The 16,192-nt window shown below is 66.2% G+C and carries 9 protein-coding genes; 7 read left to right on the top strand and 2 right to left on the bottom strand.

The genetic code is table 11. The annotated features are described in order from the left end of the window. Positions 1 to 9: 9 nt before the first annotated feature. Positions 10 to 1,008 (bottom strand): cupin-like domain-containing protein, encoded by a 999-nt coding sequence (locus EWE75_RS16310; protein WP_130159170.1) that lies wholly within the window; start codon positions 1,006 to 1,008, stop codon positions 10 to 12. Further along, a complete protein-coding gene (locus tag EWE75_RS16305; RefSeq protein ID WP_231708403.1) occupies positions 1,005 to 1,697 on the bottom strand; it encodes a SapC family protein in 693 nt (230 codons plus the stop codon). Before EWE75_RS16305 ends, EWE75_RS16310 begins: the two co-directional genes overlap by 4 nt. Before the next feature lie 337 nt (positions 1,698 to 2,034). Between EWE75_RS16305 and EWE75_RS16300 the strand changes: the two genes are divergently transcribed. The 7 genes from EWE75_RS16300 (at position 2,035) to EWE75_RS16270 (ending at position 16,060) form a co-directional block, all read left to right on the top strand. Continuing rightward, positions 2,035 to 4,986, top strand: a complete 2,952-nt coding sequence (locus EWE75_RS16300; RefSeq protein WP_130159169.1) for a TonB-dependent receptor — start codon at positions 2,035 to 2,037, stop codon at positions 4,984 to 4,986. A 59-nt stretch (positions 4,987 to 5,045) separates the two neighbouring features. After that, positions 5,046 to 6,587 carry a tryptophan halogenase family protein gene (locus EWE75_RS16295; RefSeq protein ID WP_130159168.1) on the top strand — a complete coding sequence of 514 codons (1,542 nt, stop codon included), beginning with the start codon at positions 5,046 to 5,048 and terminating at the stop codon, positions 6,585 to 6,587. 29 nt (positions 6,588 to 6,616) lie between these two features. Next, on the top strand, positions 6,617 to 9,304 hold the full coding sequence (locus EWE75_RS16290) for a glycoside hydrolase family 3 C-terminal domain-containing protein (protein WP_130159167.1): 2,688 nt from the start codon (positions 6,617 to 6,619) through the stop codon (positions 9,302 to 9,304). 10 nt (positions 9,305 to 9,314) lie between these two features. Continuing rightward, positions 9,315 to 11,246: a sialate O-acetylesterase gene (locus EWE75_RS16285; protein ID WP_130159166.1), complete on the top strand. Its 1,932-nt coding sequence runs from the start codon at positions 9,315 to 9,317 to the stop codon at positions 11,244 to 11,246. 252 nt (positions 11,247 to 11,498) lie between these two features. Next, positions 11,499 to 12,053, top strand: coding sequence for an RNA polymerase sigma factor (locus EWE75_RS16280; RefSeq protein ID WP_130159165.1), 555 nt, complete (start codon positions 11,499 to 11,501; stop codon positions 12,051 to 12,053). Beyond that, a complete protein-coding gene (locus EWE75_RS16275) occupies positions 12,050 to 12,973 on the top strand; it encodes a FecR family protein (protein WP_130159164.1) in 924 nt (307 codons plus the stop codon). Before EWE75_RS16280 ends, EWE75_RS16275 begins: the two co-directional genes overlap by 4 nt. 114 nt (positions 12,974 to 13,087) lie before the next feature. Beyond that, positions 13,088 to 16,060, top strand: a complete 2,973-nt coding sequence (locus tag EWE75_RS16270) for a TonB-dependent receptor (protein WP_231708402.1) — start codon at positions 13,088 to 13,090, stop codon at positions 16,058 to 16,060. Positions 16,061 to 16,192: the final 132 nt, after the last annotated feature.

Here is a 16,192-nt window from a genome sequence, read left to right as displayed (position 1 = left end):
GCGCTACCGTCAGCCGCCGCGCAGCCACTTCATCACCTGCGCGCGGATGCGGCCGTAATTGCCTTGCGCGAGCGGGCCGAGCGCGCCGTGCTTGGCCTCGGGCAGATGCGCGAGCGGATGGCCGTGAGGGCGGAACACATAATGGTCGAAATAGGCGCGCCACGCCGCCCGCTCGCGCTCGGGCCGCTCGGCGATGGCGATCATCGCGAGCAACAGGCTGGTATAGGGCGCGTCGGGACCGCTTGCGAATTCATCCCACCAGAAATTGACCAGCAGGTTGAACGGCGCAGTCGCCTCGACCGAATGCCACCACAGTTTCGGCAGATAGAGCACGTCACCCGGTTCCAGATCGACCGTGATGGCCCGCGCCCGCGCGGCCGCGAATCGCGGATAGCGCGGATCGTCGGGCGGCGCGCTGGCGGCGAGGCTGGTCGGCTGGCCGGCCATCGTATGGTCGATCGGACCGACATAGAGATCGCCGATCGCGTCGGGCGGATACAGCGTGAAGCGCCGATGCCCGGCCACGACACAGGCGAAATTGTCGAAGGTGTCGTAATGACAGGCGACGGTCGATGCCGTGCCGATCCAGATATGCTGCCGCACCACATCGGGCAGCGCCGCAAGCCGATGCTCGCGCTCGAAACCGGGCAGAAACGTCTCGACCGGCAACGAACCGACATAGATCGACGGGCTGCCGGGCATGTCCGCCGCCGCGCCGATCCGCGCGAGCGCCGCGCCAAGCGGCATCGCCTCCCGAACGAAGTTGAAGCCGTTGAGATCGGCCGCATAATCATAACGCCCGGCGATCGCGGCGTCGCCGACAAACGCCTCCGCCATCCGCCCCGAATCGAAATCCGTCAGGCACGCGAACAACGCCTCGCGCGAGTCGGCGGCGGCGCGCGTCGCCGGCCAGTCGCGGCACAACCCGCGCAGTACGACCGGCTCGCACGCGGGCGCGATCCCGGCGAGGAAGGTCGCACGGTCGAGCGGGCCGGCCCGTTCGATCACGCGGCCTCGGCCAGCCGATCATTGTGCAGCCGCGCCAGCCGCGGCACATGCTGGAGCGAGCCGATCACGGCATAGGCAAGCTGCAACCACCCGCGCCGGAACAGATCGAGCGCGGCGGCATCGTCGAGCGCGCCGAGCGCATCGCGGCTGATCGTGTACAGCCCCTCGAGCGCAAGCTGTTCGCCGTCGTCGAAGCGGAACGTCATGTCGATCGGCTCGATCAGCTTGAGGTCGAGGCAGGCGCGAATAAATTGGTCGGTCGCGTCCAGCCCGACGCTCAGTTGCGCGAGCGCGCGCTGAACGCGGCGCAGCGGCTCGTCGGGCTTGCCCTCCCAGTCGAACAGCGGCTTGCCGCTCGCGCCGCCGAAACGCGCATGGTCGCGGTCGATGACGATCGAGTCGTCGGACACGTAGAAGCCCTCGCGCTCGACATCGAACAGCCGCTGCGCATCGATGAGATCCCGCGAGTCGGCGAACAGGGGCTGACCGGGTTTGAAGCCGAGCATCGCGCCTGCGAAGAAGGCGCCGGTCTCGGAATTCTTGGTGAACAGGATCGGGAAACGCGCGGCCGCCGATTCGAATTCGGCGGCTACGACCTGAACGAGCAACCGCTCGTGGACCGACGGCGCGGCGATGCTCAGCGTGGCATGCACCTGGCTGTTGAGCACTTCCCACGTGGGCATGGTCATCCGTCTCCCTTATATTTGTATCGCTATCGGCCCGCGCGTGATTCGCCCGCGCAGCGGCATTCCTCGTTCAGCGTGGTATCGCTGCATAAACGGCGTGCCGCCCCCGGCCAAGCCATCGCCGGCGCTTTATGTGCTCCTACAAAAAGCGCTTGCAGAACGATTCTGGTAGCGTTACCACGCCAACACAGACGGAGCTGATTCCACAGCCGGGCGGATGACCTGGCCAGGGCGCGGCTGCGAATGGGTGAACCCCGCTTTCGCCAACGATGCGAGAGCGGCAATGCTGACGAAAAACTTTCTCAAGGAGGGGAGTGCTGTGAGACAATCAACCACATTCATGTCCGCACGTGGCCGCAAGTTCGGCCTTATTGGTGCGTCGAGCCTGATCGCACTGGCGATCGCCAACCCGGCCGCCGCGCAGACCGCCACCACGACGACGGACGCGGCAACCCAGGCCGCACCGCAGACCGATCCGACCAACGGCCCCAGCACGAGCGGCCCTGTCGATGAGACCCAGGACATCATCGTCACGGGTCTGCGCGGCTCGCTCCAGCGCAACCTCGATATCAAGCGCACGTCGTCGGGCATCGTCGACGCGATTTCGTCCGAAGACATCGGCAAATTCCCGGATTCGAACGTCGCGGCCTCGCTTCAGCGCCTCCCCGGCGTGTCGATCCAGCGTGCCGGCGCACGCGGCGAAGCGACCGGCATCACGGTGCGCGGCTTCAGCGGCGACTTCAACACCACGCTGTATGACGGCCGCCGCATCTCGACGCCGACAGGCGGCCGCCAGATCGACTTCTCGACCGTCGGTTCGGACTTCATCGGGCAGTTGAGCGTCTACAAGACGCCCGACGTCGCGGTGTCGTCGAACTCGATCGGCGCGACCGTTGATATCGCCTTCCCCAAGCCGTTCGATCACCCCGGCTTCCGCATCGCGGGCAGCGGCTCGGGCTCGATCCAGGATCGCGCTGGCAAGGTCGTTCCGACCGGCGGCCTTCTGCTCAGCGACACGTTCGCCAACGATACGCTCGGCGTGCTCGCCGATGCGATCTACACGCGCCACGACACCACCACCAACCGCGTATTCGTTTCGGGCTGGTCGGGCGGCTTCTACGCGCCGTGCCAGTTGCAGGGTACGAATGCCACGGCATGCGCGCCGACCAATGATCCGAAAAACGCGGCCTATGCCGATACGCGCAATCGTCAGACTGTTGTCGGCTGGTTCCCGCAGCAATACGGCTATGAGCAGAGCCACACCAAGGACGAACGCGTCGATGCGCGCATCGCGCTGCAGTGGCACCCGTCCGAGAACGTGATGCTGACGGTCGACGACAATTTCTCGCGCCAGACGATCACGACCAACTCATACGGTGTCGGCCTGTGGTTCAACCAGGGTGATCTGCGCAACGTCACGCTCGACAAGAACGGCCAAGCGACCAATTTTGTTCAGGCTGGAACGCCGACCGACTTCACTTCGGCGATCAACAAGGAAGTGCTTCAGACCAACCAGATCGGCGGCAATTTGAAGTGGGATGCCACCGAGCATCTCAACATCGACGCCGACGTCAGTTATGCGCAGAGTTGGCGCAATCCAGACGGCAACATCGGTTCGCAAAACGGCGATATCGGCTATGGCGGCAACCTCGGCACGTCAACCGGCCTGGCAATCACTGGTGACAGCAACAAGGCGTTCCCGACGCTGACCAGCTACGGCCCGAACGGCAATCAGGCCAATTACGCCAATACCGCCCTGATCGGCTCGCACGTTACAGTCAATCAGACGCAGAAAAACACCGACAAGCTCAAGCAGGGCCGCCTGACCGCAACCTGGAAGCAAGACGATCTTACGCTCAAGGTCGGCGGCCAGTTCGTCGACGATACGTTCGATTTCCAGAACGCCAGCACCTTCACCAACAACTATTGGCAGGCCTATGCCGGCTATGGTTCGCCCTCGGGTCGTAGCACCGGCATCGCGCCGCTGCCGGCGAACCTGTATCAGGGGACGATCAGCACCAACGGCTTCATTCCCGGCTTCAAGGGGTCGCTACCACCGTCGATCTTCATGTACAGCCCGATCGCCTATCAGAATTATCTGACGGGCCTCGGCAACCCGCAGACCAAGACGATCCCCGGCTTCAACAACGTGACAGGCTTCACCGGCACGTTCGATCAGGCGACCGATCCGGGCAGCATCCAGCACATCAACGAGCAGACCTGGTCGTTGTTCTTCAGTGCGTCGTTCAACACCGAAGTGGCGGGCATGCCGTTCCACTTCAACGCCGGCGTGCGCAACGAGAACACGCACCTCACTTCGACGGGCGTCGGCCGCTTGCCGCTGCTGCTGCTGTCAAGCACGGCTGATCCGACGCTGCTCTCGATCCCCGACCCCTCGGGCTACACCCCGGTCCAGAACGTGACCACGCGCAGCAACTATTCGTATCTGTTGCCGAGCATGGACGTCAAACTCGAGTTGACCGACAAGCTCATCGTGCGTGCCGATGCGTCGCGGACGTTGACGCGTCCGGGCCTCAGCCTGCTCACGCCAGTGCTTAGCGTCGGCAGCGGCCAGCGCGTCGGCGCGTTGACGGCAAGCGGCGGCAACCCGAACCTGAAACCGTACCTCTCGGACAACTTCGACGTTGCGGCGGAATGGTATTACCAGCGCAACTCATACTTCTCGGTCGATTTCTTCCTGAAGAACGTCAGCAACTTCATCGTTGGTGGCGTGACGCGGCAGACGATCAACAACGTGATCGATCCGAGCACGGGTCAGCCCGCAAGCTTCGCGGTGACGGCACGAGTCAACGGCCCGGATGCGACGGTGCGCGGCGTCGAAGTCGCGTGGCAGCAAGTGTTCGGCGACAGCGGTTTCGGCTTCAACGCCAACGCCACCTTCGTCGATACCAATAAGCCGTATAACCAGGCCGATATCTCGCAGACCGGCTTCGCCGTTACGGGCCTTGCCAACTCGGCGAACTTCGTCGGCTTCTATGACAAGAACGGCTTCCAGTTCCGTGCCGCGGTCAACTGGCGTGACGAATATCTGCTCCAGTTCGGGCAGAACCAGAACACCGGCCAGTTCGGCGCGGAGCCGACCTTCGTGAACGCCCAGACGCAGATCGATCTCAGCTCCAGCTACGACATCACGCCGCATTTCAGCGTGTTCGGCGAGATCACCAACGTCAACAACTCGCAGCAAAGCACGCACGGGCGGTTCAAGAACCAGATGCTCGACGTGTGGGATTACGGCCGCCGCTTCACCTTCGGCGCCCACTTCCGCTTCTGATCTTCCTCAACCTCGGGGGCGCCTTCCCGGCGCCCCCGTTTTTTTGGTATCGGAAGATCATGCAGCCTATCAGAAACATCGTGATCGTCGGCGGCGGCACAGCCGGTTGGCTTGCCGCGGGCGTGATCGCCGCGAAACATCAGGGGCGGATGCCGGCGGACTTCACCGTCACGCTGGTCGAATCCCCCAACACCCCGATCATCGGCGTCGGCGAAGGCACCTGGCCGACGCTGCGCACGACATTGTCCAAAATGGGCGTGTCCGAAACCGACTTCTTCCGCGAATGCAACGCGTCCTTCAAGCAAGGCGCACGCTTCGCCCGCTGGACCACCGGCGAAGTGGACGAAGGCTATTACCACCCGTTGATGCTGCCGCAGGGTTTCCAGCGCGTGAACATGGCCGCCCACTGGCTCGCCGACGGCCATGACCAGAGTTTTTGCGACGCCGTCACCCCGCAGGGCATGTTGTGCGACGACGGCCTCGCGCCGAAGACGATCGCCACGCCCGAGTTCGACGCGGTCGCCAATTACGCCTATCACCTCGACGCCGGGAAATTCGCCGGCTTCCTCCAGCGTCACTGCACCGCCAAGCTCGGCGTGCGGCACGTCCTCGCCGATGTGACTCACGTCAACCAGGCCGAGAACGGCGACATCACCAGCGTCGTCACCGAACAGGCGGGTGAGATTGCCGGTGATCTGTTCGTCGATTGCACCGGCTTCGCCGCGCTGCTGATCGGCAAGACGCTCGGCGTGCCGTTCAAGAGCTGCGCCGACGTGCTGTTCTGCGACACCGCGCTCGCGATCCAGGTGCCGTATGACAGCGAGGACAGCCCGATCGCCTCGCACACCATCTCGACCGCGCAATCGGCCGGGTGGATCTGGGATATCGGCCTGCCCAGCCGGCGCGGAACCGGCCATGTCTATTCGAGCAGCCACATCTCCGACGACGATGCCGAGCGCGAACTTCGCGCTTACCTCGGCCCGGTCGGCGCGACCGCCGACGTGCGGAAAATCAAGATCCGTTCGGGCCACCGCGAAACATTCTGGAAGAACAATGTCGTCGCGGTCGGGCTGGCGGCGGGGTTCCTCGAACCGCTCGAAGCCTCGGCGATCGTGCTGATCGAAATGTCCACAAAGCTGATCGCCGAGCAGATGCCGGTGTGCCGCGAAGTGATGGACATCATCGCCGCGCGCTTCAACGCCACCACGCATTATCGCTGGGGTCGGATCATCGATTTCCTCAAGCTGCATTACGTGCTGACCAAGCGCACCGACAGCGACTTCTGGCGCGACAATGTCCGCGCCGACACGATCCCCGATCGGCTGCGCGACCTGCTGACGCTGTGGAAATACCAGCCACCCTGGTTCCACGACGAGTTCGACCGGGTCGACGAAGTGTTCCCGGCGGCGAGCTACCAATACGTGCTCTACGGCATGCAGTTCGGCACCGAAGTGTCGCGCGAGGCGCTGTCGGCCGAGACGCGGATCGCCGAGCAGACCCGGCGCGAGGCGGCGGTGCAGACGCAGCGGCTGCGCGCCGGCCTGCCGCGCCACCGTGACCTGATCCGCAAGATCATCGACCACGGACTTCCCGCGATCTGATTTCCCTGTTCCCGCAAGTGAGGTATTTCATGGCATCGTCCTTCCCGTTCGCCAAGGCGCTCCTCCTGCTCGGCGCCAGCTTTGCCGCCGTCACCGCACATGCGCAGATGGCCGCCAACCCCGCCCCCGCTGGTGACGTCCGCGCCGAGGCCGACCGGATGGCGGCGGCGATGGTCGCGCGCATGACGCTCGACGAGAAGGTCGATCAGCTTCTCAACGTCGCCCCCGCAATTCCCCGGCTGAACGTGCCCGCCTACAATTGGTGGACCGAATCGCTGCACGGCGCGATCGGCACCTTGCCGACTACCAACTTCCCCGAACCGATCGGCCTTGCCGCCACGTTTGATGCGCCGCTGGTGCATGAGGTCGCCGGCACGATCAGCACCGAAGTCCGCGCGCTTCATACGCTGCGCGTGCAGACCGGGCGCACCGGGCGGATCGGCACCGGGCTCGATACGTGGTCGCCCAACATCAACATCTTCCGCGATCCGCGCTGGGGCCGTGGCCAGGAAACCTACGGCGAAGACCCCTATCTCACCGCGCATATGGGCGTCGCCTTCGTCACCGGCATGCAGGGGCCGAACCCCGATCTGCCCGCCGTGATCGCCACGCCGAAGCATTTCGCGGTCCACAGTGGCCCCGAATCGACGCGCCACGCCGCCAACGTCTTCGTCTCGCCGCACGATCTGGAGGACACCTACCTCCCCGCCTTCCGCGCCGCGATCGTCGAGGGGCAGGCCGGCTCGATCATGTGCGCGTACAACCGCATCGACGGCCAGCCCGCCTGCGCCAACGACCTGCTGCTCAAGGACCATCTGCGCGGCGGGTGGGGCTTCAAGGGCTATGTCGTGTCGGATTGCGACGCGGTGAAGGACATCAGCGACGGCCACAAATATGCGCCCGACGGCGCATCGGCGGTGGCGGCGGCGATCAAGGTCGGTGTCGACAACGAATGCCACACGCGCACGCTCAACGACACCGCCGGTCTCGGGGACCGCTACCACGAAGCGTTGCGGCGCGGGCTGATCTCGGAAGGCGATATCGACCACATCCTCGTCCGGCTGTTCTCGGCGCGCTACCGCAATGGCGACCTGCCCGGCCTGAGCGCGCGCACCGCGAGCGCGGTGCCGGTTAGCCAGATCGACACGCCCGAGCATCGCGCACTCGCGCTCACCGCGTCCGAGAAGAGCCTCGTACTGCTCAAGAACACCGGCATCCTGCCACTCAAGCCCGGCTTGCGGATCGCCGTGATCGGCCCGCTCGGCGATGCCACCCGCGTGCTGCGCGGCAATTACTCGTCGGAGCTGTCCGCACCGCCGATCTCGATCGTCGACGGTCTGAAGCAGGCGCTGCCCGGCGCAACCGTGACGTTGGTGCCGTTCGGCAAGTCGTTCACCGATGGCGACCGCGTGCCGACCACGGCTCTCCGCGCACCGGACGGCAAGCCCGGTCTGCTCGCGCGCTATTACAACCCGGTCGAGACACCGCCGAAATCTTTCGCGCCTGACACGTTCAAGGACGTGACCAAAGCGATGCGCTTCTCGACCAAGCCGGTCGTCACGCGCGTCGAGGCGGGCGTCTCGGGCGCCAATCTCGATCTCGCCAAGGTTTCGGACCATCACCGTACCGTGTGGACCGGATTCCTGGTGCCGCCGGCGAGCGGCACCTACCGGCTCGGCATGAACGGATCGGGCAGCCTCGTGTTCGACGGCAAGCCGCTGGTCGACATCGCAGGCGCTTATGGCAGCCTCGGCACGTTCAAAGACGTGACGCTGGAGGCGGGCCACCGCTATCCCGTCACCGTCACCACCGACGCGCATGTCGGCGGCGGGGCCGATCTGGTGTGGAAGCGCATCTCCACCAACCCCGATGCCGATCTGCGCGCCGCCGCCGCCAATGCCGACGTGCTGGTCGCGGCGGTCGGCCTCACCTCGGATCTGGAAGCGGAGGAAACCCCGGTCAAGGTGCCGGGCTTCGAAGGTGGCGACAAGACCACGCTCGATCTGCCGCCCGACCAGCAGGCGCTGCTCGAAGCGGCCAAGGCCACCGGCAAGCCGGTCGTCGTCGTCGCGATGAACGGCAGCCCGATCAACCTCGCCTGGGCGAAGGACAATGCCGCCGCGATCCTGGAGGCTTGGTATCCGGGCGAAGCCGGCGGTCTCGCGGTCGGCAACGTGCTGTCGGGCAAGGTCAATCCGGCCGGCCGTCTGCCGCTGACCTTCTACAAGAGCCTCGCCGATCTGCCGCCGTTCGGCGATTATACGATGAAGGGGCGGACCTATCGCTACTACACCGGCACGCCGGTCTATCCGTTCGGCTATGGCCTCAGCTACACCAGCTTCGCTTATGCCCCGCTCGACGTGACCCCGGCGGCGGGCGGCGCCGAACAGGGCCTGCGCGTGACGACCGAAGTCAGCAACACCGGCAAGCGCGCCGGCGATGAGGTCGCGCAGCTTTATCTGACCTTCCCCGACGTGCCCGGTGCGCCGAAGATCGCCCTGCGTGGCTATCAGCGCGTGACGCTCGCGCCGGGCGAGAAGCGCCAGATCACCTTCGACCTTTCGCCGCGTGATCTCAGCGCTGTCACCGCCGACGGCACGCGTCTCGTGATGGCCGGGCAGTATCGCGTCAGCGTCGGCTCGGGCCAGCCGGGGACGGACGTGCCGGTACGCTCGGCGGGCTTCAAGGCCGCGCAGTCCGCACCGCTGCCGCTGTAAGGGAAAAGCCATGTTGCGCACCATCGCGGCCGGCACCAGCCTGCTCGCGCTCGCCACCCCGGCGCTCGCCGCGCCACGGCTCGACGGGCTGATCGGCGACCATGCCGTCGTCCAGCGTGGCAAGCCGGTCGTGCTGACCGGCACCGCCACGCCGGGCGAGCCACTGACATTGGTGCTGGCCGGGCACAGCGCGCAGGCGCGCGCGGGCCGCGATGGTGTGTTCCGCGCCACCCTGCCCGCGCTTCCCGCCGGCGGGCCGTATGACCTGTCGGTGATCGCACCGAGCGGCACCACGCAAATCCATGATCTGCTGGTCGGCGATGTCTTCCTGTGTTCGGGCCAGAGCAACATGGAACTGCCGGTCGAGCACGCGCAGGATGCCGGCAGCGCGATCCACGCGCCGGTGGACGACCAACTTCGCCTCGTCACGATCGCCAAGGTGACCGCGCCGGTCGCGCAGGATCATCTCGCGCAGCAGCCGGCCTGGGCGTCGGCTGGCCCGCTGACCACCGGCGGCTTCTCGGCGGCGTGTTTCTACATGGCGCAGGAGCTTCGCAAGACCGCCAAGGTGCCGATCGGCGCAATCCATTCGAGCTGGGGCGGCTCGTCGATCTCGGCGTGGATGGGGGACGATGCGCAACGCGCCGCCGGGCGCGGCGCGCAAGCCGATCTGCTCAAGCTCTACGCGCGCGATCCCGCCGCCGCGATGCGCAGCGCCAACGCGACGTGGGAAGCCTGGTGGCGCGACCAGAGCGGCGACACGCCCGGCCATGAGCCGTGGCAGCCGGATGCCGCGCTCGACTGGCAGGCGGTGCCGCGCGTCGATTTCTACGAGAATTGGGGTGTGCCCGCGCTCCAGACCTATCTCGGCATGTTGTGGTATCAAAAGACCGTCGATCTGACCGCCGAGCAAGCCAAACAGGTCGCGATGATCGCGATCGGCCCCGCCGACGATGCCGACCGGGTGTGGATCAACGGCAAGCCGGTCGGCGGACGCGGCGGCTGGGATGCGCGCGTCTATACCGTGCCGGCCGGCACGCTCGTCGCCGGGCGCAACGTCATCACCATCAACATCGAGAACGCTTATGCGACCGGCGGCCTGCCCGGCCCGGCCGAGGCGATGAAGCTGAGCTTCGCCGATGGTGCCACCGTCCCGATCGGCGACGGCTGGCGCTATGCGGTGGCGAAGAAGGCGAGCGGCACGAGCCCCCGTGTGCCGTGGGACGACATCACTGGCGCGGGCACGATCTACAATGCGATGATCGCCCCGCTCGGTAAAATCGGGCTGGCCGGCGTCGCCTGGTATCAGGGCGAATCGGACACCGACATTCCCGGCTATGCCGACCGCATGAAGGCGCTGATCGCCGAATGGCGCACGCAATTCGGCGCGCCCGCGCTGCCGTTCGCGATCGTCTCGCTCGCCGGCTTCGGCAGGCCCGCGACCGCCCCCGGCGAAAGCGGCTGGGCGCGCGTGCGCGACGACCAGCGCCGTGTTGCCGAAACGGACGGCCACACGGCGGTCGCGCTGGCGATCGACCTCGGCGATCCGCTCGACATCCATCCGGGCGAGAAGCACGAGATCGGCCGGCGGCTCGCGCTGGCGATGAGCAGTCTGGCCTATGGCGCCACCACCCCGCCGTCCGGCCCGCAGGTGACGAACGTCACACGCGACGCCAGTGGCGGCGCAACCGTGACCTTCAAGGGCGTGACCGGCGCGCTGCACACCCGCAGCGCCACGCAGGCGACCGGCTTCGAACTGTGCGGGACGGCAGCGGGATCGTGCCGCTACGCCGCCGCGACGGTGGACGGTAATCGCGTGATGCTGGCCGGCGACGGCCAGCCGGTCGCGCGCGTGCGCTATGCATGGGCGGACTTCCCGGTGGTCAATCTCGTCGATGACGCCGCGCTGCCGGCGGGACCGTTCGAGATGGCGGTGCGATAAGCGCGTCTTACTCCCCTGCCTGACAAGGGAGGGGCTGCGGGTGGGTTGGCTCGTGGTGGCCTGAACCTTCCAAAGCAAAGCGCCCCACCCCCGGCCCCTCCCTTGCCGGCAGGGGAGAAATCCAGACTGTCACGCGCGCTTCATGGAACGGCGTTAGCGCAGCCACGGACCCGGGCAAAAGCCCGGGCGGGGAGACGCAACAGTGACGGGGCACCACATGGCCCGCCCGCGCCCCGCCGGGGCGTGGGCGCTATGAACGAGATCGTGGCGATCGCCGCGCCCAATGCCGCGCGCCGCCATGCCGCGCGCGAGGAAGCCGAGTTGCGCGTTGCGCTCAAGCGCTTCGTCGGCGGACGGCTCGGCGCGGGCGAGCGTGCCGATGGTGAGGACATCGTGCAGGAAACGTATCTGCGCCTCTACGATTACCGCCGCACCCGGCCCGTCGCCGATATCGGCGCCTTCTGCTTCGCGGTGGCGCGCAACCTCGTTCACGATCATTTCCGCCGCCGCAGCGCCGCGCCGCGCACCGAGCAGGTCGACGACGCGATCGTCTGCCCGCAGCCGCGCGTCGAGGAGGTACTCGACTATCGCCAGCGCGTCGAAATCCTCGTGCGCGCGATGAAGGTGATGCCGGCGCTGCGCCGTGAAGTGTTCCTGCGCCGTCAGCTCGACGGTACGCCCGCCGTACAGATCGCCGCCGACCTCGGGCTGAGCCGCGCGGCGGTGGACAAGCATTGCACGCGCGCGCTCGCCGATCTGCGTGCCGCACTCGAACGGCGTGGACTGCCGCCGGGGGCGCGGCCATGACGCGCCGTGCCGATCTCAACACCGCCGCGCGCTGGACGCTGGCGGGCGACGACATCCCGCCGTCCCCTGCCCCGCGCGCCGCAGCCGATCTGCGCGTCACGCTCGACGATCCCGCGCTTGGCGAGGCGCTGACACAGGCGGCGGATTTCGGGCGGCTGTCGAACGACGACATCCGCGCGCTGCGCGCGAGCCGCCGCCGCACATTCGTTACCGGCGCCACCGCGACGCTGGCGCTCGCGCTCGGGATCGGCGCGTGGCAGCAGGGCGCGTTCGGCCCGCCCGCGCCGGTGACGACACATTACGAGACCAAGCGCGGTCAACAGCTCGATCTTGCGCTCGCGGACGGCAGTAAGCTCCAGCTCAACGGCGATACCAGCCTCGACGTGACGCTCGGCGACCGCCAACGCCGCGTCGCGCTACGTCGGGGCGAAGTGTATTTCGATGTCGCGCACGAACCCGCGCGGCCGTTCGTCGTCGCGGCGGCGGGGTCGGAGACGCGCGTGCTCGGCACCGCGTTCGACGTGGATGTCGCGCGGCGCGAGGTGAAGCTCGACGTCTATCGCGGCCGGGTCCGCTTCGGCGGTGCGGGCGGCAGCGTCGAAGTGCCCGCCGGCTGGCGGTCGCGCTTTGCCGGTGCGGTGGCACAAGCGCCGGTGCGCTTCGATGCCACGCAGCAGGATTGGCGGCAGAACTGGCTCGATACCGACGACATGCGGCTGGAGGATCTCGTCGATACGCTCAACCGGCGCGGCGGGCCGGTAATCGCGCCGCCGCCGCCCGCGCTCGCCGGGCTGGCGCTGTCGGGGCGTTTCAAGCTCGACAATGCCGAGACGTTGCTCGGCGCGATCGGCGCGGCCTACGGCTTCGAGACGGTGCGCGCGGGCGACCGCATCCGTATCGTCAAAACGTCACACTCATGACATTGAATTGAAACAAAATTCTTTTGTCCTGAGCTGAGCAAACCGCCGTCTTCCGTTCGAGGCGCAGATGCGTCCGAGCGGAGGAACATCATGATACGCATAAAGGGAACATCGTTGATCGTCTTGGCAGCAGCGCTCGCCGCGCCGGCTTTGGCCGAAGCGCGGCCAGTCGATACCAGCACGGCCCGGCCGATGCGCTTCGAGATCGGCGCGTCCGATCTGCGCAGCGCGATCTCGCAATTTTCGAAAGCGACCGGCGTACAGGTCGTTGTCGCACCCAACGCCGTCGCCGGGCGGCATACCGCCGGAGTGCGCGGTGATCTGACCGTGCGGCAGGCGCTCGACGCGCTGTTGCGCGGCACCAACCTGACCGCGACGATCCGCGGCGGAGTGGTGGTGCTCACGCCCGGCGCGACGCCGAACGCGCCGGTCGCGCATCTGACGCCGGTCGCGGCCACGCCGGCGCCGGCCGCCGCCCTCGCCGACGATGACAGCGTGCCGCAGCGCGACATCATCGTCTCGGGCTATCGCCACAGCCTTGAAGCGGCGCAGGATCTCAAGCGCCGCGCGGTCGGTGCGGAGGACGACATCCTCGCCACCGATATCGCCGCCTTTCCCGACCTGAACCTCGCCGAATCGCTCCAGCGTATTCCCGGCATCACCATCACCCGCGACAGCGGTGAAGGCCGCCAGATCGCGCTGCGCGGGCTTGGCGCGGATTTCACCCGCACGCAGTTGAACGGCATGGAAGTGCTCGGCAACACCGCCTCGGGCATGGACAATCGCGGCGGCGTCACCCGCTCGCGCGCGTTCGACTATAGCCTGTTCGCGTCGGAACTGTTCAACCGCGTCGCGGTACAGAAGTCGTTCTCGGCCGAACAGGACGAAGGCGGCATCGCCGGCACCGTGCAACTCTCAAGCGCGCGCCCGTTCGATTATGCCGGCACCAAATTCGTCGTCTCGGCCAAGGGCCAGACCAACGACAACACCAGCGGCGTGACGCCACGCGTCGTCGGCCTCGTCTCCACCCGGCATGGCGATTTCGGTGCGCTCGTCTCGGTCGCGTACAGCGAGATCAAGAACAACGAGTTCGGCTATCGCAACTGGGGCTGGGGGCTGACCAAATATGGCGCGGCCAATATCGGCCCCAACGTCGACGCGGCAACGCGCCAGAAGCTGCTGAGCGGCGTGTGGCAAGCAACCGCGCAATCGCCGTCGAGCTGGTTCACCGATCGCAAGCGGCTCGGCGTCACCTCGTCGCTGCAATATCACCCCGGCACCAATTTCAAGCTCGATATCGACGGGCTGTACGGGCGGCTGTGGGATCACCGCGACGATTATGCCATCGCCACCGCCGGCACCAACGCGCTGACCGGCACCTCGGTCACCGGCGGACAGATGATCCAGAGCGCCGAAATCGACAGTTCGAGCACGCTGCGCGCGGCGAGCTTTACCGGCATCGATCTGCGCAGCGAACACCACATCGTCGAGAACCACACCGATTTCTATCAAGGCGTCGCCAACGCCGAGTGGAAGGTGAGCGATCGGCTGACGCTGCACGCGCTCGGCGGTTACGAGGAATCGGATTTCGGCCAGCCGGTGTTCGACAAGGTGTTCATGGAGCTGAAGAACACGCCGTTCAGCTTCAACATGAAGCCGACCATCCCGGTCAACACCTACGGGAAGGACATCACCGATCCCAACAACTGGGCGCTCCAGCGGCTCGACGTGCAGGAGAACACGGTCACCAACCAATATGCCAATGCCAAGCTCGACGGCGCCTACAAGCTGACCGACGCGCTGACCTTCAAGGCTGGTGGCGAGTTCAAGCATTTCATCAACAGCGGCTACACCTGGGTCAACAAGGTGTTCCACAACGTCCCCGCCGACGTGGCCATTCCCAACACCCTGAAGCAAACCGTCGGCGTCGATACGCTGGCGCAATATATCGTTGGCAATGTCGATGGCGTGTACAGCTATATCGGCGACAAACGGGACCTGGCAGCGGCCAACCTTCAGGCCGGCAGCGACTACCGGGTCGATGAGAAGACCTGGGCGGGCTTCGCACAGCTCGATCTCGACACGTTCGTCGCGGGGATGCGGCTGCGCGCGAACGCGGGCGTGCGCTATTATTCGACCGACCTGATCTCGTCGGGGCATCTCTCGCAGGTGATCGCCGGGGTGACTCAGTTCGTGCCGGTCTCGGTCGGCACCAACAGCCACGGCTTCCTGCCCGCCGCCAACGTCGCGCTCGACGTGGCGAAGGACCTGGTGCTCCGCGTGAGCGCAAGCCGCAACGTTAACCGCCCCGGCCTCGGCGATCTGGCGGCGGCGGGGTCGATCACGACGCGCCCCAACGGCGGGTCGCTCAGCCTCGGCAACCCGTATCTCAAGCCGTACAAGGCGACCTCGATCGAAGGGTCGCTCGAATGGTATATGGACCGCACCGGCTTCGCCTCGCTCGGCTTCTTCTACAAGAAGATGGACAGCTACATCGTCTCCTCGACCCAGCAGATCCCCTACGGCCAAACTGGCCTGCCGTTGTCGCTGCTCGTGCAGGGTGAGGACGCCAACACGATCTTCGACGTCAGCCAGCCGATCAACGGCCCCGGCGCCGACATCAAGGGCATCGAGGCGGCGTTCCAGCATGACTTCACCTTCCTGCCGGGCGCGCTCAAGCATCTCGGCGTGGTGGCGAACGGGACGTGGTTCGACGGGCATCAGACGCTGTTCTACAGCGGTGTGCCGCGCGTCATGCCGCTCTACAATCTGTCGAAATGGGCGGCCAATGCGACGCTCTATTACGAGAATGCGGTGTGGGGCGTGCGCGTGTCGGATGCCTATCGCAGCCAGTATCTCACTGGCGCAAGCAACGCCTATGTCAATGCCGGCGACGGCATCAAGGGCACCAACAACATCGACTTTCAGGCACATGTCAACGTGCGCAAGGGCGTGCGCCTGATCGCCGAGGGTATCAACCTGACCAACACGCCGATCCGGCAGTTCGCCAGCATCGATTACGACCGGCCCGAAGTCTACACCACCGCCGGCCGCACCTTCACCTTCGGCGTCAGCGCCGAATTCTAAGCGTTATACCAAGTCTCGATGATCGTGACTCGCAAGGGCTTGCCAGCGGCGGTAAGCTTTGATTCAAGATGGCAAACGGACTGGAGTTTGCCATGCCTATCGCACTTCGCACCGACTTCGACGCTTCTGCGG

Origin of the sequence: Sphingomonas populi (assembly GCF_004208535.1) — a bacterium.
GTDB classification, from domain to species: Bacteria; Pseudomonadota; Alphaproteobacteria; order Sphingomonadales; family Sphingomonadaceae; genus Sphingomonas; species Sphingomonas populi.
The sequence above is the reverse complement of the archived record's forward strand: the minus strand, read 5'-3'. Positions and strand labels throughout refer to the sequence as shown.